Source organism: Erythrobacter litoralis HTCC2594, from assembly GCF_000013005.1.
In the GTDB taxonomy this organism is placed as follows: domain Bacteria; phylum Pseudomonadota; class Alphaproteobacteria; order Sphingomonadales; family Sphingomonadaceae; genus Parerythrobacter; species Parerythrobacter litoralis_A.
Genome location: NC_007722.1, coordinates 472,004 through 492,085 on the forward strand (window position 1 = coordinate 472,004; position 20,082 = coordinate 492,085).

Here is a 20,082-nt window from a genome sequence, read left to right on the forward strand (position 1 = left end):
ACCCGCGCGGGAGGCTATCATGCCACTTCGCGTTCCTGTGCGTCGATGTAGCTCCACAGCTCGGACACTACGACCGATCCCTCGCCGACGGCGCTGGCGACGCGCTTGACCGAGTCTGCGCGGACGTCCCCGACCGCGTAGATGCCGTCGCAGGATGTCTCGAACGGCGAGCGCTTTCCAACCGAACTTCCCGTGCACACGAAGCCCTTGTCGTCGGTTTCGACGAGGTTGCTGAGCCAGCCGGTATTGGGCGCCGCGCCAATCATTATGAACAGCGCGCGGGTGTCGATCCTGCGCTCTTTGCCCCCGCTTTCAAACGACACTGCTTTGAGGTGTCCTTCGCCATGCAGTGCGGTGACTTGCGTGTTGTAGTGGATGGTCACCCGCTCGTCTGCCTCGAGCCGCTGGGTAAGATAGCTCGACATGGACTCTGCGAGCGAATCGCCGCGCACGACCAGATGAACGTGGCCCGCCGTGCGACTGAGGTACATTGCCGCCTGTCCAGCAGAATTGCCGCCGCCGATCACTACCGCCTCGGTATTGTTGCAGAAGCGCGCTTCCATGTCTGTGGCGGCGTAGAACACACCGGCTCCTTCGAATTCCTCCAGCCGTTCCAGCGGCAGGCGGCGATACTGCACGCCGGTGCTGACCAACACGACCTTGGCGCAGACCTCGTCGCCATCGTCGAGTGTCGCACAAAACAGGCCGTCGTCCCGCCGTTCGAGATGCTCCACCCGGCGCGGCATGGCGAAACGCGTGCCGAACTTCAGCGCCTGGATTTGCCCGCGATAGACGAGGTCGGTGCCGCTGATCCCGGTCGGAAACCCCATGTAGTTCTCGATCCGGCTGCTCGTGCCGGCCTGCCCCCCGATGGCGGTATCTTCCACCACCAGCGCACAAAGACCTTCGGCGCCGGTATAGACCGCGGCCGCCACGCCCGCCGGCCCGCCGCCGACGATCAGCACGTCGAACACGCGCTGGCTGCAGATGTCGAGGTCGAGATTGAGGTGCTGCGCCACCTTGCGCGGGGTCGGATCTTCCAGCACTTCGTCTTTGTCGACGATCACCGAGGGCGAATGGTCGGTAAGCGTGCAGACCTCGACCGTTTCCTTGTCCGATCCGTCGAGATCGTAGCTCTGGAAGGGGATCCGGTTGCGCGCGAGGAAGCGTTCGACGCGCTGCACGGCTGGATCGCGATCGGCCCCGATCACTTTGATGGAGCTGCTCTTGAGCTCGAACTGTTTGCGGCGGCGCGCTGCGAAGACGGTAATAATGTGGTCGGAGAGTTCGGGTACCCGGCTCATCAGGTCGAGCATGGCCTCGCGCGGGGCTTCGATGGTCTTCGTCGGCTTAGCCGCGCGCATCGGCAGGAACCATGTGCCGCGATTGAGGAAACCGATTTCGCCCACGAACTGGGTCGGACCGACCGATGCGTCCATGAGCCGTTCTCGCGTATACGGATCGACCACCTCTATCTCGCCTTCGAGGCAGTAGATGAAGGTATCCATCGGCTCGCCGACCTCGCTGACCATCTCGCCCGGCTCGTAGCTGCGCTCGACGGAAATCTTGCGGATTGCGGCAACATGATCGTCAGCCAGCGGCACCCGCTTCATGGTTTCGAGTTCGTCGCCGAAATTTTCCATGGTCGTCCTTTGACACTGGTGCGTGGTCTTCGCGATATCCGACCCAGATAGGGTCGGGGGCGAGTCACAAAAAGGGGCGACCGAAGCCGCCCCTCTTTTTCGACTGTTGTTTGGTCCGTTGCTAGTTCAGCATCTCCGGCGGGACTTTGCCGCCGTTCTTGGCGATTTCCGCCATGGTCGCACGGTGCAACCAGATATTGTCCTCGGCGCTACCGGAATAGTCCGTGCGACCGAGCTCCTGCGCCAGCTCCTTGCGATTCTCGTAGCTGGGGTCGAGGTCGAGCAGCTTGAACAGGTCGACGATCGAGGTCTTCCAGTTGAGCCTGTCCGCGCCCGGCTTCGCCGAGAGCCTTGCGACGACGTCGATCGCATTCATGGCCTTGGCTTGCGGGGTCGGCGAGGCGGCAGGTGTCGGCACGGGGCGAGGCTGCGGCGGGGGTGCCTTCTTCTCGTCTTCATCGTCACCGAAGATCGCATTCTTGATGCTTGAAAAAATTCCCATGTCCGTGTCCTTCCTCGCTGGTTCGCGCGGGCCTGCGCGCACGCCATTTTTTGGCGTGTGGTGAATTGACTGATAAGGACCGGCGAAGTTCCAACACGGGAGACGTAGCATGAATCTGGGTCGGATGCTGAACGAGAGCGGCGCCATCGCGAGTATGGCGCAGGAGCTGGGCGTCGACGAGGGCGTGGCCAGAACGGCGGCGGGCGCTTTGCTCCCGGCAATCGTGGCGGGTATGGGGCGCAGCGCCACAGGCGGAGGCGGTGGCGACGCGCTCGGCGGCTTGGGCGGTCTCGCCGGAGCCATCCTTGGCGGGGGTGGCGGCGGGCTGCTTGAAAGCGTGCTCGCGCCAAAGCCAACCCCGACCCGGCAGGGCAACGATATTCTCGGCACGATCTTCGGCAGCAAGGATGTCAGTCGTTCGGTCGCCGGCGAAGTGGCCGGGATCACCGGGCTGGACGAGGGTCTGCTCAAGAAGATGCTGCCGCTGCTGGCGATGGCCGTGGCGGGCTATCTCGCCAAAGGCGGCTCGCAAGCTGTCGGTTCGGGTGTGGGCGGAGGCGGAAGCCCGCTCGGCGGGATTCTCGGCGCAATCGTTGGCGGGCTCTCGGGCCGCTGATCAGCCGCGCGCGCTGGCGATGTAGCGCTCCACATTCTTGGCGAGCACGTCCATCGGGGCGTTGCCGCCGAGGATAACGGCATCGTTGAAAGCCTTGAGATCATAGGCCTTGCCCAGCTCGCGCTGGGTCCTGTCGCGCAGGTCCACGATTCGGCTATGGCCGAGCTTGTAGCCGGTCGCCTGACCCGGCCAGCTGCAATAGCGATCGACTTCGCTGGCGACTTCCTGCGCCTTCGAGCCGTTGCGCTCGACGAAGAAATTGACCGCGCGTTCGCGGCTCCAGCCCTTCGAATGCAGGCCCGTGTCGACCACCATGCGGCAGGCGCGGAAGGCGAGCGATTGGAGATAGCCAAGCCGCCCGACCTTGAAATCGTCGTAAGCGCCGAGCTCGTCCGCCAATTGCTCGCCGTAGAGCGCCCAGCCTTCGCTGAAGGGGTTGAACGCCAGGATCGAGCGGATCAGCGGCAGCCGGTTGGAATATTCGCCCTCCCAAACATGGCCGGGAATGGTTTCGTGATAGGTCAGGTCGGCGAGATCGTATTTGCGATGCAGGTCGGTCGTTCGCAGGTTGATCCAGAAACGGCCCGGAATCGTACCGTCTTTGCTGCCCGCACCGCCATAGGCGCCTGGCGCGCCGACTTCCTCGGCTGGCGGGATGCGCCGCACCTCGAGATTGGGATCGACCAGCGTGTTGAAGGCGCGCGGCATCTGCGCCCTGATCCAGTCGATCCGCTCGTCGATGAAGGCAAAGATTTCCTCGCGCCCCTCGTCGCCTTCGGAGAATTTGTAACGCGGATCGGCACCCAGTGCCTGCATGCGTTCGCCGACCGTGCCCGACGTATAGCCGATCTCGCGCAGGATCGGGTCCATGCGGTCATGCAGCAGCCGCAATTCTTCCAAGCCCTGGCGATGGATCTCATCGGCGGTGAGATTTGTCGTGGTGCTGGAACGCAGCGCCCACTGATACCATTCCTCGCCGCCGGGCCGTGTGCTGATGCCGGGCGCGCCGGTCGCGACCTTTTGCTGCGCGAACAGCTCGGCGAGTTGCGCCTCCAGGGCGGGCGCGATCCGACTGGTAATGATGTCCTTGGCCTGGCGCGAGGCAGTGGTTGCAGCGGGTAGCTCCGACTTGAGCAGCGGTTCGAGCAGCGCGCCACCCTCTTGCGCGTCGAGCAGCGTGGTGCGCATCTGGCCGGTGGCCTTGGCCAGCAGGAAATCAGGCGGGACGACGCTCTGGAGGCGAGCGTTCGCTATCCGGATGCGCTCGCCCTCGAGGACCGAAGGAACCTGCGAAAGGCGCGAAAGATAGGCCTCCACATCCGCTGCATCGCGCAAGGGATGGGTCGCATCCATAAATCGCGGCAGGTCGAGATAGGCCCCGGCATTCTGGATGACGACATAGGGCGCGGTGCGCCAACTGCCGACGGGGATGTCGCCATAGGGCAGGTCCAGCCCGGCCAGCGCGACATCGTACCCGCTCTCGACCACATCGAGATTGGTCACCGTATCGATATCGAGGCCTTCGCGCGGGAAACTGCGGACGCGTTGGCGGTCGATGAAAAGCTGATCCCTCAGCTTTGCCTTTCCGGCGGGCGAAGTATCCTCCAGCTGGCCGCGCAGATAGGCATACTCGCCGGTATCGACGCCCAGACCTGTCGCGCGTTCGGGCTGCAATTCGAGCAAGTTCCACGCGACCTGTTCCAGCAGCGCTTCGGCAGCGGCCTGACCGCCCGCGCCGGTGGCCGCATTGGCGCTTTCGGTAACGGCCTGACCTGCGGCTGCGCAGCCGGGCAGGGTTAGGGCTGCTGCGGATGCGCCGGTTCCGGCCAGCATCTGGCGACGGGTGATCTGGAATTGTGTTTCGCTCATGGCGACGGGGTGTGGCGCGGGGGAGTGGGCAAGTCAAACCCGCCCTGCTATCGCGCCCGGCATCATGACGGACGTGGTTCTCTCGGTATTGATGCTGGCGGCCTTCGCGCTGCTGCTCGGGGCCTTTGCGCTTTGGCGCAAGGGGGTGCGGAAACAGGCGGGGCTGATGGTGGTGCTGGCGATCATCGCGGTCGGCAATGTGCTGATATGGACGGTCCCCGACGCGGATGGCACCGCGCCGACGGACCGTCTCGAGCAGGCCGATTGAGGACGTGCCGGGCCGCTCCTACTCGGGGATTTGCCAGCGAACGGCGCTGGAGAACCTGCCGCTCACGACGTCGCCCTGATCGTTGCGCGCTGCTTCGAAGCGGGCGCGGCGCTTGACCAGCGCGCAGGTCGCATCGTCGAGCGCGCCGTGCCCGGTCGATCGGGTGATGGTGCAGTTCTCGACCCGTCCGCTCTTGCCGATTTCGAGCCGGAATCCGGCGGTGCCTTCCCAGCCGCGGTTGATCCAGCTGCTGCGGTAATCGTTATCGGTCACCCAGTCGCCGTTGCGCGGTTTGGGCGCGACGGGATCGAAGAGCTTGCTGGGCGAAGGCGTGACGGACGGTCGCGGCGAGGGCCCGGGGATCGCCTTCGGGATCGGCAGCGGCGTCGGCGGCGGTAACAGGTCGGTAGTGTCCAGCACCGGAGGCTGGGGGTCGAGCTGAAACGGCGGGGCCGGCGTATAGACCGGCGGCGCGGCGTTCGGCTCGGGCTCCACACGGGGTTCCGGCGTGGGTTCGGGCGGCGGGGGTGGCGGCAGTTCGATCTGACCGCCGATCAGCGGCGGCGGTGTGAACGTCTCCGAGATCGTGCTGGCGAGACCGGTCACGAGCACCACGCCGATCGCGGCGTGGATGATGGCGACGCCGATGACGGCCGGCGCGCGGGCGGATGTGTTGCGAGTATCTGTATAGGCCATATGGCTCTCTCCTTCCTCTCGCGTGGTCCGGGTTTCGTCGAGAGGGCCACGCGACCCTGAGAGTAATGTGACAACATAACATCTAATGGTCAAGCGTCATCGCGTGGCAAATCGCCACCTGTTTCAGGCGCTTACTCGGACGGGGTCTGTAGTCGAGGGGCTTGCGCCCTGCCGATCAGGTGATCGGGCAGGCCGGATCGAGCCGGAAATCGAGGTAATTGTCGACCGAGGCCATCAGTTCGTCCTGCTCGTTCTGGAAGAAGTGATTGGCGCGCGGGATTTCCTCGTGGTGCACGGTGATGTGCTTCTGCGTACGCAGTTTCTCGACCAGCTTGGTCACGCTGCTCGGCTGCACCACCGTATCCTGCGCGCCGTGGATGAAGATGCCGCTGGCGGGGCAGGGGGCGAGGAAGGAAAAGTCGTACATGCTGGCCGGTGCCCCGATGCTGATCCAGCCGCGGATTTCCGGGCGGCGCATCAGCAATTGCATGCCGATCAGCGCGCCAAAGCTGACGCCGGCGACCCAGGTTACCTGCGCTTCCTCGTGGATCGACTGCACCCAATCGAGCGCAGCGGCAGCATCGGAGAGCTCGCCGATCCCGTTGTCGAAGCTGCCCTGGCTGCGGCCGACGCCGCGGAAGTTGAAGCGCAGGGTCGCAAAGCCGCGATCGACGAAGGTCTTGTAGAGCTTCTGCGTGATCTGTTCGTTCATGGTCCCGCCGCCCTGCGGATGCGGGTGCAGGATCATCGCCACCGGCGCTCGCGGGCGCGGCGGCGGGGAGAAACGGCCTTCGAGGCGGCCTTCGGGGCCGGGAAAGATCACGGTGGGCATGGACGGTATACCTGTTAGCGCTGGCACGGCGCGGGTGACGCGCCGGAAGTGCGCGCTATATAGTGTTCGTTCGAAAAATCGCAATCATCGTAACCATGGGGTCATAGCCCATTCCCGACCGCATCTATCTCGACCACGCAGCCACCACCCCGCTGCGCCCAGAAGCGAAGGCGGCGATGGAGGAAGGCTTCCGCATCTGGGCCAACCCTTCGAGCCCGCATGCCGAAGGGCGCAAGGCCAAGGCTGCGCTGGAAGATGCGCGCGAGCGGGTGAAGCGCGCGCTCGGCTGGGACGGCGAAGTGATCTTCACCAGCGGGGCGAGCGAGGCGCTGGCGCTCGGCCTGCAGCGCTGCAAGGCGAAGCGCCGGATCGTCAGCGCAGTCGAGCATGATGCGGTATTCCGCGCGGCGCCGGATGCGCAGGTCTATTCGGATGATATCACAATCGGCGCCGATGACATTCTGGCCATCCAACACGTCAATTCGGAAACGGGCGTAGTCAACCCGGTCGGGCAGATGATCGAGACGATCAGGCCGACAGGAGCGCTTGTACTGTCCGATTGCTCCCAATCGGCGGGTAAGCGCGATTTGCCGAATGCCGACATGCTCGTGATATCGGCGCACAAATTCGGCGGGCCTATCGGTATCGGCGCACTGCTGGTGCGGGATTTTGCGCTGCTGGAGCCGATGGGAGGGCACGAGCGAGGCTATCGGCAGGGTACGGAGAACGTGGCGGGCGCTATAGGGATGGCGGCTGCGCTCGAGGCCGGGCCATGGAACACCAGCTCGAAAGAACGGAAAAATTTCGCCCTCAGCCTCGGAAACCCAGTGCTTTCGTTCGGCGAGCAGGCAGACTACATCTTCGCGCTCGCCCACCCGACAATGAGCGCTCAGGCCTTGCTCATTCGGCTCGACGCAATGGGCTTTGCTGTATCGGCGGGCAGCGCGTGTTCCTCTGGAACGCTCAAGAAGAGTCGAGTGCTTGATGCCTTTGGTGTCGATGATGACACCGCCAGCCGCACCATCCGTGTCAGCATTGGTTGGAATACGACGAGCGAGGAACTCGAACGCTTTGCCGAGGCCTGGCGCAGCCTGGCTTAGCCCGTTCGCCCTGAGCTTGTCGGAAGCGAAGCTGACGCGCAGCGTCGACGGCTGTACTTTCTTGCTGTTCCGCGTCCGCCAAAAGGAAGAACAGGGCTTCGACAAGCTCAGCCCGAACGGATAGAGGGCAAGGCACGATGATCTACCTCGACTATCAGGCCACCAGTCCGCTCGCGCCGGAAGCGCGGGACGAAATGCTGCGCTGGCTCGACGGGCCGGACGGCACCGGCTTCGGCAATCCGCACTCGCCGCACCGGATGGGGCGACAGGCGGCGGCGGCGATCGAACTGGCGCGCGACCGGGTGGCGGCCTTGTTCCCAGCTGGGGGCCGGGTGATCTTCACGGGCGGCGCGACCGAGGCGGTCAATCTCGCTATTCGCGGCACCGCGCATCTGGGCGGCAGCGTCTCGGTCTCCGCCATCGAGCATGCCGCCGTGCTCGATACCGCGCGCGATCTGGGGCAGGCGCATGTGCTCAATGTCGCCAGGGACGGGCAGTGCAATACCAAGCAGGACCTGCCCAATGACTGCCGCCTTGTCTGCCTGATGCAGGTCAACAACGAAATCGGCGTGATCCAACCGACGGTCGACTGGCATCGCAAGGCCAAGGGCAACAATGCGCTCTATCTGTGCGACGCGGTGCAGGCCTATGGCAAGATGGAAGTGACGGGCGCAGACATGATCGCCATCAGTGCGCACAAGTTTCACGGGCCCAAAGGCGTTGGCGCACTGTGGGTGCGCGACGGGGTCGATTTGCACGAGGTTCAGACCGGCGGCGGGCAGGAATTCGGCCTGCGTTCCGGCACCTTGTCTCCGGCGCTGATCGCCGGGATGGGTGCGGCGGCGGCAGAGGCGAGCGACCGCATGGAGCGCGACGCGGATCATGTCGGCAATCTGTGGCATCGGGCTCGCGAGATCTTCGCGGACTGGGATCTCAATGGCAGCGCCGAGGCGCGCTATTTCGGTAATCTCAATATTCGCCGGAAGGGCCTGGATGTGAACCGCCTGATGAGCGAATGTCGCGACGTCATGTTCAGCGCCGGCAGCGCCTGCGCCAGCGGCTCGGGCCGCACCAGCCATGTGCTGGAAGCGATCGGACTGTCCAAGAAACAGGCTAAAAGCTCGATCCGATTGGGCTTCGGCCGCTACACCACGATGGACGAGATCGAGCAGGCCGCCACCACCATCAACCAGGCGGCGGAAGCGCAGCTGTGAAAATCGTGTTCGAAACCGCCGAAGGAGCGGCGGTCGAGGCCGAGGCCGCCCCAGGCGACACCCTGCTCGCGATAGCCCAAGGCGCGGGCCTGCCGCTCGAGGGAACCTGCGAAGGACAGATGGCCTGCTCGACCTGCCACGTGATCGTGGCGAAGGAATGGTTCGCCCAGCTGCCCGAAGCGAGCGAGGAGGAGGAGGACATGCTCGACCTTGCCTACGGTGTCAGCGCCACCAGCCGCCTCAGCTGCCAGATCGAGCTGACGGAAAAGATGGACGGCCTGACCGTGCGCATCCCCTCCGACAGCCGCGACATGAGCGGGGTTTAATCTGGCTCGTCGATGTGCCGAGCCACAATGAAGGTCCAGTCCGCATTGCTGCCGGGCATGCGAACGGTGCGTTGGATCATCCTTAGTTTTTCATCCGCGAATTGCGACGAGTCGGAGATCACCGCTTCGTGTTTTCCTCCATTTGGAAGCACGTCGAGGGTACGACTCCTGAGCGAACGCGACGTAAAATCCTCGCGATCGTCTGCGCTGATCTGCCAATAGAACCCGCTACCCGGCTCGATGAACCGGCTGTCGCCCATCGGGCGGGTGAGGAATATCTCGCCATCCGGTCCGATTTCTGCAGCGGCAATGAGAGCATCGAGATGCGCGGTGAGCTGCTCATCGTAAACTTTCTCGATGCGATTCGCCTCGGTGCCCAATCCGGCCGGATCCTCTGATGTGAATGCGAGAATAAGCAGCGCAGCAGCAAGACATCCCACGGCAATAGCTCTCCATGCAATTAGTCGTGAGACCAATGATGGTCGCTGGGCGGGGTTGGGCGACAGGTCCGGCGAATGGGATGTGGTCCGACCGTAGTCTTCGTAAGCTGCGAGTATCCGCGCAGCCTCGAGCGACGAGCCAACGTTGAGCTTGAGGCGCGCCATCTTGAGCCGCTTTTCGACCGCATGATGCGTGATTCCGAGATCGATCGCGATCTCCTTGGCCGATTTGTGCTGCAACCATTCTCGCAGGCAGACCTTCTCGCGCTCGGTCAGCTTTTCGACGCCGGTTATATCTTGCATCCTTCGACGATTATGGCTCGATCGATGCCAAGGGAAGTACGGTCGGTTGGTAAATCGCGTCAAATTCTTGCGCCGACTGTGATGGTCTAAAAAAGGCTCGCTGTATGCGATGCTTCGCCCATTGACGGCATCGGGCAACAACTCCCCCTCTGTGATGAGAGAGGGGGGGTGCGCTGCTCAACCTTCTACAGCGGCGCGTTCAAAGCGCCGGTTGATGCTGCGTCCGGCCCACACGAGCCCGCCAATCGGCAGGGCCACTGCGCCTGCGAGGATGAGGAAGGCGACGAGATATCCGAGAACGGTCCCCAGCGACCCCACCGCACCTGCGACCGGGGCGAGGAAGTCGTTGGTCACCGGCACGCCGGTCTCGTACCGCACGGTCACGCGGCTGTAGGCGACGCGGCCTTCCATTTCCTTCAGCCAGCTGCGGGCCTGGTCGATCTCTTCATTGACGCGGGCGACGCTGCGTTCGGCTTCGACCAGTTCCTCGACCGTGCCGCGGCGGGTCTTGAGCACGGCCATCAGCCGGTCGCGCAATTCGGTGCGGGCGGCGATGCGCGCCTCGGTGTCGACCATTTGCTTACTGAGTTCCTGCGAACCGATCTCGGCCGACACCTGCTCGGCCCCGGCATCTTCGGCTTCGTCTTCGAGCAGCGCTCCGAAGGCGCGGGCCTGGCGGCTGGCAACGGCCATCTGCAATTCGCCATAGACTTCGTCGGCCTCTTCGCCGGACTTGCTCATGCCGAGGATCTGGCAGCTGGCCGGGCCCTGCTGTTCGCACAGGTTGGCGTGGCGGCGCTGCAGCGGGCCGATTTCGTCGGCAGGCATGCGCCAGCGATAATCGTAGAGATAGGCGAGCTTGGGCAGGCTTACGGGGAGTTCGGCGAGCGAGGGTATGGCCGAGCCTGCCGCCGCTTCCTCACTGGCTGCCTCCATCGCATCCGCGGCGGCTTCGGCTTCAACATAGTCGGCGGCATCGACCGTGGCCTCTTCGTAGTCCACTTGTTCGCTGCAGGCTGTGAGCGCCAGCAGTGATACCGCCGCGCCCGTAATCACGAATTTCCGCATCCTCATTCTCCTCTCTCACACATGGCTGTTAGCTTGTGCCTCATTTGCGCCATGTTGTTGCCATATTTGTGCCACAATTGAGTAATTGGCAAGAGGGAGAATGAAAAAGGCCCCGCTGCACGAAGCAGCGAGGCCGGAAAAAGGTATTATGTTATAAGTGTTTATGCGTTCTCCGGGACCCGTTGCTGCACCTGTTCGATCAGGGCATTCGAAAAGGCCGGGATGTCGTCCGGATTGCGCGCGGTGATCAGATTTCCGTCCACTGCTGCCTCCGAGTCGATCACATTTGCGCCTGCATTGCTGAGGTCGGTGCGGATCGACGGCCAACCGGTGACGGTGCGATCGCGAATGATGTTGGCTTCTGCGAGCAACCACGGTGCGTGACAGATTGCGGCGATCGGCTTGTTCGCTTCGTTGAATTCGCGGATCAGGCCGATCACGGTGTCATTCATGCGCAGGGCGTCGGGGTTGATCTGCCCGCCCGGCAGCAGCAGCGCGCCATAATCGTCGGCGGAGACTTCCTCGACGGTCAGATCGACCTTCACGCTGTCACCCCAGTTCTTGTCCTTCCACCCGGTGATCTCACCTTCCTCGAGGCTGGCGACGGTGGTGTCGATGCCGGCTTCTTCCAGGCGCTTCTTGGGTTTCATCAGTTCCGATTGCTCGAAACCGTCGGTGGCGATGATTAGGACGCGTTTCATAAGGGTAACTCCTTGATTTGCTGTTGTTCTTCCAATGCATGAAGGCGCAAATCGTTCCAAGGCGGCGACGGGTTGAGGCCTCGATGCGGCAAGCGGGACAGAGGGTGACGGTTGACCCGAACGGACCCACCCGCAATGTCTGCTGCAACGCGCCTATCGAGAGGGAAAGCCATGCCGACACGTCGAACCATCCTGCCCATAATCGGAGCCATGGCCCTGGTGGCCAGCGCACAGGCACAGGATGCCGCCGAGGAAACGCCGCCCCCGGCTTTCCCCGAGACCGAGATTTTCCTGTTCGACTATGACGCGAGCGCGGAGGGCGATGCGCTGTCGAACGGACGGAACGTCACCCAGCGGCCCGGGTACGACAACCAGCCCTATTTCACGCCGGGCAGCGCGACGTTCCTCTATGCGCGCGATGACGGGACGCAGACCGATATCTGGGAATACGATATCGCCAGCGGCACGCACCGGCAGATCACGCGCACGCCCGAATCCGAATTCTCGCCCACGCCTTCGCCGGACGACAAGACGATCTCGATGGTGTTCGAGCGCAACAATTCGATCTGGCAGATCGAGCGCAGCGCACCCGATGCGCCGACCTGGGCGCTGGAGGCCGCCGGGGTCCCCGAACCGGTCGGCTATTTCGCGCGCAATTATGCGAGCGGCGATATCCTCTACTGGTCACGCTATGGCTTCAACGTCGCGCTGACCAGCGCCGAGAAACCCGCCTACCACTTCATCAGCGGCCACGCCGTTCCCGCGACCCCGCATGTGATCCCGGGCAGCGCAGAGATCAGCTTCGTCCACCGCCAGACCAACGAGCAGGTCTGGATCAAGGCCTTCGACCCCGAGACCAGGGCGATCCGCCCGCTGACCCCGCTGGTCGGCACCAACGCCAACTACACCTGGACCCCCGACGGCGCGATCCTGCAGATCGAGGATGGCAAGGTGCATCGCTGGCGCGAGGATGGCGCGGGCTGGGCGGAGGTTGGCGACCTCTCCGAACCCGGCATAACCTCAGCTAACCGCATCGCGGTCAGCCCGGATGGAAAGCGGATTGCGGTGGTGGGTTTGCCAGGAAAGTAAGAGGACCCGTAATAAAATTGGCGATGGACATACTCCCTCGAGATTGCGGCCCTTGCCAAGGCGGAAGCTCTGCGACCGCCTCTGCGTCGATTGATAACTCATTCCGGGGCAATGAAAATTTCAGACGATTGCGCTTCTATGGATACTGTCTCAATTTTCAATGTGAGCGTGTCAGCAGCTTCTTTGCCTCGCTGCAATCCGGTGGTTGCCGTGCATACGCCATGAAAAAATGCGTAGTCACTGAGTTCAACAGACTCTTGATCTGCGACCATGCGACGAACAAGAAAGCTGGCCGGATCGATCCATAAGTCGACACTGCCTGCCCCTGTTGGCGTGACCTGCAGAACGACGAAACTGAAGCCCTCATGCTCCTTTTCGCCTACAACCTGAAAATCAGCCGGGAAGCGATCTGGCAAAAAATATGCGTGGGAACTTATATATGCATCTCGCCGCTGTTTTCGAAGGGTTTCATCGCGTCTGTCGATTGACACACTTCCATCTTGGCCGACCGACCAGAATTCCGTGCCATCAAAGCCGACGTGTCGAAGTTGCATCTCCCCTGCGCTAGCCCTGGCTGCTGTTGCCAGATCGCGCATCGCGCTCCACGCGTCGTAGGTAGCTTCCAATCCATTTGGCAACTCGACCTTGCCAGTCTCATGCCACCCCTCGACCCTGTCCCATGCATCTCCACCGCAAGCTTTGCGCATTTGAGCTAGGAGTACTTGTTCTCTATCGCCAATCATCTGATGATCGGCGACACTTGCGCATCCCGAAAGTGCCAATGACACTGGAACAAGCAGGAAAAGATATCTCGCCATTATCGAAGTCCTCGCAGCAACCTGCTGTACAGATGCCATACGCGCTTATTTTGACGCACCAATCGAAATGATCACCGATCGCTAGAGCGTCTGCGAGAAATCGAGGTCAGCAATTCATGCTCTCCCAATCCTGTGGAAACCCCTCTCCCTAGCTGCGCGCCGCCTTGCTAGACGGGCGGCCAATGTCCGACCCGACCGAAATCACTGAACCCGATCCCTTCGATGCCATCGTCGATGCGCCATTCGATTCTGCGCTGGAAGAGCGCTATCTTGTCTATGCGCTCTCGACCATCACGGCGCGCTCGCTGCCCGATCTGCGCGACGGGTTGAAGCCGGTCCATCGCCGCTTGCTGTGGACCATGCGGCAGTTGAAGCTGGACCCGACCAACACCTTCAAGAAAAGCGCCCGCGTCGTCGGCGAGGTGATCGGTAAGTACCACCCGCATGGCGATACCGCGGCCTATGATGCCATGGTCCGCCTCGCGCAGGATTTCGCGCTGCGTTATCCGCTGGTCGAGGGGCAGGGGAATTTCGGCAATATCGATGGCGATAACGCCGCTGCCTATCGCTACACCGAAGCGCGGCTGACCCGCACCGCCATGGCGCTGATGGCCGGTCTGGACGAAGGCACGGTCGATTTCATCCCGACCTATAATGGCGAGGAGGAGGAGCCGGAACTGATGCCGGGCCTGTTCCCCAACCTGCTGGCCAATGGCGCAAGCGGGATCGCGGTGGGGATGGCGACCAATATCCCCAGCCACAATGTCCATGAAATCATCGACGCAACGCTGGAGCTGATCGACAACCCTCATGTCGAGCACGCGCGGCTGATGGAGCTATTCCAGGGGCCGGACCTGCCGACCGGCGGCTTGATTGTCGATAGCCCGGAGGTAATCTCCAACGCCTATGAAACCGGGCGCGGGTCTTTCCGCATCCGTGGGCGGTTCCATGCGGCGGAGGCGGAGAAACAGGCGGACCAAGGCGCCGGGATCGAGCGGCTCGGCGGCGGGCAATGGCAGCTCGTCATCTCCGAAATCCCCTACCAGGTGCAGAAGGGCAAGCTGATCGAGCAGATCGCGCAGGCGATCGCCGACAAGAAGCTGCCGATCCTCGACGATGTCCGCGACGAAAGCGACGAGCAGATCCGCATCGTGCTGGTGCCGCGCAGTCGCAATATCGATCCCGAACTGCTCAAGGAATCAATCTACAAGCTGACCGACATGGAAACCCGTTTCGGGCTCAACTTGAACGTGCTCGATGCCACCCGCACGCCGATGGTGATGGGGCTGAAGGAGCTGCTGGAAAACTGGGTCCGCAGCCAGATCGAGATCCTGCAGCGGCGCACGCAGCACCGGCTCGACCAGATCGCGCGGCGGCTGGAGCTGGTCGAAGGCTATATCATCGCCTTCCTCAATCTCGACCGGGTGATCGAGATCATCCGCTACGAGGACGAGCCGAAGCAGGTGATGATGGCGGAATTCAGCCTCACCGACCGGCAGGCCGAAGCGATCCTCAACATGCGGCTGCGCAGCTTGCGCAAGCTGGAGGAGATGGAGCTCAAGCAGGAGAAGACCGACCTGCTGGCCGAGCAGGAAGAGCTGGAGAAGCTGCTCGGCTCGCCTGCGCGCCAGCGCACGCGACTGAAGCGCGACCTGAAGGCGCTGCAGAAGGAATACGGGCTCGACACAGAATTGGGCGCACGCCGCACGACCATCGCCGAGGCCGAGCCGACCGTAGAATTCAGCATGGACGCGATGATCGAGAAGGAGCCGGTCACCGTAGTGCTGAGCCAGAAAGGCTGGGTCCGCGCCGCCAAGGGCCATGTCGACCTGGAAGGCAGCAAGGACGGGTGCGGCGATTTCAAGTACAAGGAAGGCGATGGCCCGGCCTTTGCCGTCCATTGCCAGACCACCGACAAGGTGCTGCTCGCCGCCGACAACGGGCGCTTCTTCACGCTGGGCGCGGACAAGCTCCCCGGTGCGCGCGGCTTCGGCGAGCCGGTGCGCAACACGCTCGACATCGATGCCGAAGCGCAGATCGTGGCCATGCTGGTGAGCAATCCCAGGGGCCGGCTGCTGCTGGCAGCGGATACTGGCAAGGGTTTCGCGGCGGAGATGGGCGAACTGGTCGCCGAGACCCGCAAGGGCAAGCAGGTCGTCAACCTCAAGGGCGATGCGAAGCTGCGCGTCGTCCGCCCGATTGCAGATTGCGACGATCACGTCGCCGTGGTGGGCGAAAACCGCAAGCTGGTCGTGTTCAATCTCGAGGAGCTACCGGTGCTCGCCCGCGGGCAGGGCGTGCAATTACAGCGCTATCGCGACGGCGGATTGTCCGATGCCAAGACCTTCGTGCTCGACCAGGGCCTGAGCTGGCAGATGGGCGGCAAGGGCGACCGGACCCGGACCGAGACCGATATCTGGCAATGGAAGGTCGCGCGCGGCGGAGCCGGGCGCTTGCCGCCGCAGGGCTTCCCCAGAGACAACCGGTTCTGACGACCCCCTCTCCTGACCGAGAATCAAGAAGGGCCGCCGACGCCAGAGGCGCGACGACCCTTCCGATGCGACCCGAGGGCTAACCCTTGCAGGGAGGCGCAAGAGCACAGCCGCACGAGACGAGGCAGGAACTCTCCGTCCGCTAAGAGGAGGAACTGGCGGAGGGGGCTCCGTTACCGAAATTTCGGTATGACGCTTACGTAAAGGTAAGCCAATGAACCACGGCTGAAGGGTGGTGCTGCGCATAGTTCAGCCAGGCTGCCTGTTTGCGACACAGAAAGGGCCGGGCACTGCGTCGAGTGCCCGGCCCCTTTTCGACCCGAAGGCTCTGGCGGCCTTATCCGGCGGTGGCGGCTTCCTGTGCAGCAGCCACGGTTTCGGCGACCTGCTCGGCGGTGAAGCGCGCGGTCAGGATGCCATTGGCGGGAAGGGTGAAGTGCTCGCGCAGCAGCGCGACCGACCCTTCGGTCAGATCGACGACCACATTGTCGCCTTCGATCGACGCGACGGTGCCGAGCATGACGTCGTCGGCCGAGTGCACCATGGCACCTTCGACGAGTGCGGCATCGCGCTTGGCAGCGGCTTCGGCCTTCTGAGCGGCCATGATTTCGTTGAGTTGGGCCTTGGTGACCGAGATGACCGGGCCGTCGGGGCCTTCTGCCAGCACATTGGCCGGAACCGGCGCATCGTGCTCGCCGGTGGCGATCACGACAGTGGTCGCGTCGGCGGTGGTGATGGTTCCGACTTCGTTGCCTTCCGGTCCGTAGACGGTGTCGCCGACAGCAGGTGCGGCCTGGGCAGCGGTGGCGAATGCAAGAGCAGCGGCGGCGCCGACGATCTTGGTGAACTTCATTGCAAAACTCCGTTTGTCCTCGTGCTCCGACATCCTCGGCACCGTCCACTTGGGCGAACGATGCTCACGACCCGGTTGGCGGAGCTTGTGAATTCAACCGCTGCTCGCGAAAGGGCAGGCGCGGCCTGATTGGATTCCGGGGTCACCGGAAGAGCGCGCCATAACGGGATCGGTTCCCGCATGACAACATTTGGATAGGTAGCTTATCGCACCTGAAGCTCGGCTTAAGGCAAATCGCGGGCGTTCAGGGCTTCGTCGAGCAGCTCGGCAACCCGCGCTTCGGGCGGGAACCCCTCTTCGACCCACCGCGCCTCTATGCCCTGCAGGATCCGCGCAACCTCCGGGCCGGCCCCGACCCCGCGCGCGACGATCGCACCGCCCTTGAGTGGGAATTGCGGGACATGCCAGTCTTGCAGGGGCGCGGGGTCTGCGCCCGCCAGCAGCAGCCTGTCCCGTGCATTATCGAGACCTTCTTCATAGGCCAGCGGTCGTGCGCGCGTCTCGTCTTCGGGCTGTCGCCGGGCCAAGGAGACCAGCCGGTCGCGTTGGGCTCGCGACAGGCGCAGCCGCGCCGCGACGCTTTCGGCCAGCGTCGCCACCGGAGGCAGAAGCGCGGCGAGCCGCCGCAAGGGATCGGGCGCGATGGAGTATCGAGCCTCGCTGGCAATCAGGGCTTGCAGCCGCGCGACTTCCGCCTTGCCGGCTTCGGACAAGATGACGGGCAGCACCCCGCGCTCGCGCATCCGCGCGATCGTAGGCGCCGGATCGGGCAGGGCGAGCAGGCTCAGCAATTCCATCGCCACGCGCTCGCGGCTCAGGCCCTTGAGCGTTTCGGCAAGCTCGGCGCAGGCTTCCTCGGCCTCTTCGTCCAGCTCCGCGCCGAACCGCGCCTGGAAGCGGAAATAGCGGAGAATACGCAGGTGGTCTTCACGGATACGTTCACGCGCGTCGCCGATAAAGCGGACACGGCGCGCCTCAAGGTCCTCGAGGCCGCCGAAAAAATCGCTGATCGCCAAGGTCTTCGGGTCAGCGTACAGCGCGTTGATGGTGAAATCGCGCCGCGCCGCGTCATCGCGCCACTCGCCTGCAAAGGCGACGGTGGCGCGGCGCCCATCGGTACTGACATCCTTGCGCAGGGTCGTGATCTCGACCGGCCCGCCCGGCAGGATGGCGGTGACGGTGCCGTGATCGATGCCTGTCGGGACGGTGCGGATGTCGGCAGCGGCCAAGCGCTCCATCACATCCTCAGGCAACAGCGGCGTCGCCGCATCGACATCCTTGACAGCATCGCCCAGCAGCGTGTCGCGCACCGCGCCTCCCACCCAGCGCAGATTGTCGGCGCCCAGCACACCGACCAGCGACGCGAGGTCGTCGCGCTGGGTCCATGGGGCTGATGGCAAGATTTGCTGCATCCAACATCCGTTCGGGCTGCGCCTGTCCAAGCCCCGTCCTTCACTAATAACCCTGCGCTATAAGAAAGTACGACCCTTCGACAAGCTCAGGGTGAACGGAGACGGGATAAGGAACCTCAATCGAACAGTTCGGTCAGTTCCAGCCGGTGGGCGAGATTGGCGATGATCGCCGCGGTCACGCCCCAGATGCGATAGCCTTCGTAATGCATCTCGTAATAGGTCCGCTCGGCCCCGCGCCATAGCACCGTGTTGGCGGTGTAGTTCGACCGGTCGAACAGGGTTGCGAGTGGCACTTCGAACCAGCTTTCGACCTCGCCGGGATTGGGCACCAGCGGCAGGTCGGGCGGGACAACGCCGAGGACGGGCGTCACGTCGAACCCGGTGCCGGTGATGTAATTGTCGGTCGCGCCGATCACGCGCACCTTCTCGCGCGGCATGGCAAGCTCTTCCTCCGCTTCGCGCAAGGCGGCCTCGAGCGGCGTTTCGCCCTCGTCGATCTTGCCGCCGGGAAAGGCGACCTGGCCGGGGTGGCTGCGCAGCCCGGTCGGGCGTTGGGTCAGGATCACACCGGGCTCGGCGCGCTCGACGACCGGGATCAGGACGGCGGCAGGTTTGGGTCTGCCTTCCGCGAAGCGCTCGTCGGTGATCAGGTCGGGATGCGGATAGCCATGGCCGTCGTCGAACACGCGCTGGAGCCGTTCGAAGAAAGTGCTCATGCGGGCAGCAGCGAAAAGGTCTCGCCTTGGCTGGTCACGGTCCAGTCGTCGCCCAGCGCGAGCGCATGCTCGGCCAATTGCTCGTAGGTGCTGCGATTGAGCCGGGCCTCCAGCCCGCCACGCACGTTGAGATAAATCGCCGGCGTTTCGGCATCGCCGCGCGCGACGAGCGGGTGGTCGGGTCCGGCGACGATCAATTCGTCGGTATTGAGCCGGAAGGCCAGCGCCCCGTCGCGCTCGACCATGTCGGTTGCCACGAAGGCTGCGTCCTCGACCTGGATCGCCAGCTTCTCGAACGGCGAGAGCAGGTGGTGGCTGCCGTCCTCGTCGCGGACCAGCAGGCCGGAGAAGGCGCGCACCATTGCCGGGCGCGTTATCGGGCTGCCGTCATGATACCAGGTGCCGTCCGCCGCGATGCGCATGCGGCTGTCGCCCGTCCGCTCGGGCGCCCAGTGTTCGACCGGCGGCAGCTTTCGCGCCGCGACCTGCTCGGCAATTTGATCGAGCGTCAGGTCGGCCAGTTCGGGAGGGGGTTGGTACGGCATGGCTCTCGCATGGCAGAATGCGCGAGCACGCTCAATGTATCCCGAGTGTCGCTATCCAGCCCAGGGACCGAGCATGCCCTCATCGGGCAGGATGCCGGGATTGTCGCAGCGCAGCAGCAGGCGAGCGGGGTCGTATGGTCCCGGGCAATGCCAGTTGCCGGTGTGGTCGGCGGAAAAACCCCATTGCCCGTAATACTCCGCGTCGCCGATCATGACCTGCGGCAGCGCAGATGTCCCGTCGGCTGCCATCGCTTCGACCGCGCCCAGCGCCGCGCCCATCAGCGCCTTGCCATAGCCTTCGCCCTGCAGCGCAGGCAGCACGGCGACCGGACCGACCATGATCAGCGGATGGCCCTTGACATCGGGGGTTGCGAGCGCGACCGGCCAGAGCTGGATGCTCCCGGCGAGAAAGTCGCCGTCGTCGAGCGCGGCGAAACTCAGCGCTTCGAGCCAGGGGCTGCCCTCGCGGACGCGATAGGCGGTGCGCGCCATGCGGTCTTCACCGAAAGCCTCGTCGAGTAATTGCTCGACCAATGCGGGTTCGACCGCAGACAAGGGGATGATCGTCGCCATCGGGCG

At 63.8% G+C, this 20,082-nt stretch carries 21 protein-coding genes; 7 read left to right on the forward strand and 14 right to left on the reverse strand.

From position 1 onward, the window contains the following. Positions 1–17: 17 nt before the first annotated feature. A complete protein-coding gene (locus tag EL2594_RS02125) occupies positions 18–1,643 on the reverse strand; it encodes an FAD-dependent oxidoreductase (protein WP_011413399.1) in 1,626 nt (541 codons plus the stop codon). A 121-nt stretch (positions 1,644–1,764) separates the two neighbouring features. Beyond that, positions 1,765–2,145 (reverse strand): DUF3597 domain-containing protein, encoded by a 381-nt coding sequence (locus tag EL2594_RS02130; RefSeq protein WP_011413400.1) that lies wholly within the window; start codon positions 2,143–2,145, stop codon positions 1,765–1,767. Positions 2,146–2,254: 109 nt separating this feature from the next. Between EL2594_RS02130 and EL2594_RS02135 the strand changes: the two genes are divergently transcribed. Then, positions 2,255–2,761: a DUF937 domain-containing protein gene (locus EL2594_RS02135; protein ID WP_011413401.1), complete on the forward strand. Its 507-nt coding sequence runs from the start codon at positions 2,255–2,257 to the stop codon at positions 2,759–2,761. Here the strand turns inward: EL2594_RS02135 and EL2594_RS02140 are convergent, their stop codons facing one another. Further along, positions 2,762–4,630, reverse strand: coding sequence for a DUF885 domain-containing protein (locus EL2594_RS02140; protein WP_011413402.1), 1,869 nt, complete (start codon positions 4,628–4,630; stop codon positions 2,762–2,764). Between the two features lie 64 nt (positions 4,631–4,694). On the opposite strand from EL2594_RS02140, the gene EL2594_RS02145 reads away from it, so the two are divergent. Then, the gene (locus EL2594_RS02145) at positions 4,695–4,898 is read left to right on the forward strand and encodes a hypothetical protein (RefSeq protein WP_011413403.1); all 204 of its coding nucleotides are present in this window, start codon (positions 4,695–4,697) and stop codon (positions 4,896–4,898) included. A gap of 18 nt (positions 4,899–4,916) precedes the next feature. Here EL2594_RS02145 and EL2594_RS02150 read toward each other — a convergent pair whose 3' ends face one another. Further along, positions 4,917–5,594, reverse strand: coding sequence for an energy transducer TonB (locus EL2594_RS02150; RefSeq protein ID WP_011413404.1), 678 nt, complete (start codon positions 5,592–5,594; stop codon positions 4,917–4,919). Positions 5,595–5,769: 175 nt separating this feature from the next. Then, positions 5,770–6,426, reverse strand: a complete 657-nt coding sequence (locus EL2594_RS02155; protein WP_011413405.1) for an alpha/beta hydrolase — start codon at positions 6,424–6,426, stop codon at positions 5,770–5,772. A gap of 122 nt (positions 6,427–6,548) precedes the next feature. On the opposite strand from EL2594_RS02155, the gene EL2594_RS02160 reads away from it, so the two are divergent. From EL2594_RS02160 to EL2594_RS02170, 3 genes are all read left to right on the forward strand, one after another. Then, positions 6,549–7,526, forward strand: coding sequence for a cysteine desulfurase family protein (locus EL2594_RS02160; RefSeq protein WP_267878788.1), 978 nt, complete (start codon positions 6,549–6,551; stop codon positions 7,524–7,526). A 137-nt stretch (positions 7,527–7,663) separates the two neighbouring features. After that, positions 7,664–8,740 carry a cysteine desulfurase family protein gene (locus EL2594_RS02165; protein ID WP_011413408.1) on the forward strand — a complete coding sequence of 359 codons (1,077 nt, stop codon included), beginning with the start codon at positions 7,664–7,666 and terminating at the stop codon, positions 8,738–8,740. Next, positions 8,737–9,066, forward strand: a complete 330-nt coding sequence (locus EL2594_RS02170) for a 2Fe-2S iron-sulfur cluster-binding protein (RefSeq protein ID WP_011413409.1) — start codon at positions 8,737–8,739, stop codon at positions 9,064–9,066. Before EL2594_RS02165 ends, EL2594_RS02170 begins: the two co-directional genes overlap by 4 nt. Here EL2594_RS02170 and EL2594_RS14820 read toward each other — a convergent pair. The 3 genes from EL2594_RS14820 to EL2594_RS02185 all read right to left on the reverse strand — a co-directional run bounded on the left by EL2594_RS14820 (position 9,063) and on the right by EL2594_RS02185 (position 11,578). Further along, positions 9,063–9,947: a helix-turn-helix transcriptional regulator gene (locus tag EL2594_RS14820; protein ID WP_155805929.1), complete on the reverse strand. Its 885-nt coding sequence runs from the start codon at positions 9,945–9,947 to the stop codon at positions 9,063–9,065. The genes EL2594_RS02170 and EL2594_RS14820 overlap by 4 nt on opposite strands. Before the next feature lie 39 nt (positions 9,948–9,986). After that, positions 9,987–10,877 (reverse strand): DUF4349 domain-containing protein, encoded by an 891-nt coding sequence (locus EL2594_RS02180; protein ID WP_011413411.1) that lies wholly within the window; start codon positions 10,875–10,877, stop codon positions 9,987–9,989. 161 nt (positions 10,878–11,038) lie between these two features. Then, positions 11,039–11,578, reverse strand: a complete 540-nt coding sequence (locus tag EL2594_RS02185) for a type 1 glutamine amidotransferase domain-containing protein (RefSeq protein WP_011413412.1) — start codon at positions 11,576–11,578, stop codon at positions 11,039–11,041. Between the two features lie 171 nt (positions 11,579–11,749). On the opposite strand from EL2594_RS02185, the gene EL2594_RS02190 reads away from it, so the two are divergent. Continuing rightward, a complete protein-coding gene (locus EL2594_RS02190) occupies positions 11,750–12,667 on the forward strand; it encodes a TolB family protein (protein ID WP_196793218.1) in 918 nt (305 codons plus the stop codon). Between the two features lie 98 nt (positions 12,668–12,765). Here EL2594_RS02190 and EL2594_RS02195 read toward each other — a convergent pair whose 3' ends face one another. Next, complete coding sequence (locus EL2594_RS02195) at positions 12,766–13,485, reverse strand: hypothetical protein (RefSeq protein ID WP_155805933.1); 720 nt, start codon at positions 13,483–13,485, stop codon at positions 12,766–12,768. Between the two features lie 182 nt (positions 13,486–13,667). On the opposite strand from EL2594_RS02195, the gene parC reads away from it, so the two are divergent. Continuing rightward, the gene (gene parC / locus EL2594_RS02200; RefSeq protein WP_011413415.1) at positions 13,668–15,977 is read left to right on the forward strand and encodes a DNA topoisomerase IV subunit A; all 2,310 of its coding nucleotides are present in this window, start codon (positions 13,668–13,670) and stop codon (positions 15,975–15,977) included. Between the two features lie 337 nt (positions 15,978–16,314). On the opposite strand, the gene EL2594_RS02205 is transcribed toward parC, so the two are convergent. The 5 genes from EL2594_RS02205 to EL2594_RS02225 all read right to left on the reverse strand — a co-directional run bounded on the left by EL2594_RS02205 (position 16,315) and on the right by EL2594_RS02225 (position 20,076). After that, complete coding sequence (locus EL2594_RS02205) at positions 16,315–16,830, reverse strand: hypothetical protein (RefSeq protein ID WP_049762419.1); 516 nt, start codon at positions 16,828–16,830, stop codon at positions 16,315–16,317. A 224-nt stretch (positions 16,831–17,054) separates the two neighbouring features. Beyond that, complete coding sequence (locus EL2594_RS02210) at positions 17,055–18,242, reverse strand: CCA tRNA nucleotidyltransferase (protein WP_011413417.1); 1,188 nt, start codon at positions 18,240–18,242, stop codon at positions 17,055–17,057. A gap of 116 nt (positions 18,243–18,358) precedes the next feature. Then, entirely contained in the window at positions 18,359–18,958 is a 600-nt protein-coding gene (locus EL2594_RS02215) for a CoA pyrophosphatase (protein ID WP_011413418.1), read from the reverse strand. Then, positions 18,955–19,503: a DUF1285 domain-containing protein gene (locus tag EL2594_RS02220; RefSeq protein WP_011413419.1), complete on the reverse strand. Its 549-nt coding sequence runs from the start codon at positions 19,501–19,503 to the stop codon at positions 18,955–18,957. The genes EL2594_RS02215 and EL2594_RS02220 overlap by 4 nt, the downstream gene beginning before the upstream one ends. A 51-nt stretch (positions 19,504–19,554) precedes the next feature. Next, entirely contained in the window at positions 19,555–20,076 is a 522-nt protein-coding gene (locus EL2594_RS02225; protein WP_011413420.1) for a GNAT family N-acetyltransferase, read from the reverse strand. Positions 20,077–20,082 lie beyond the last annotated feature (6 nt).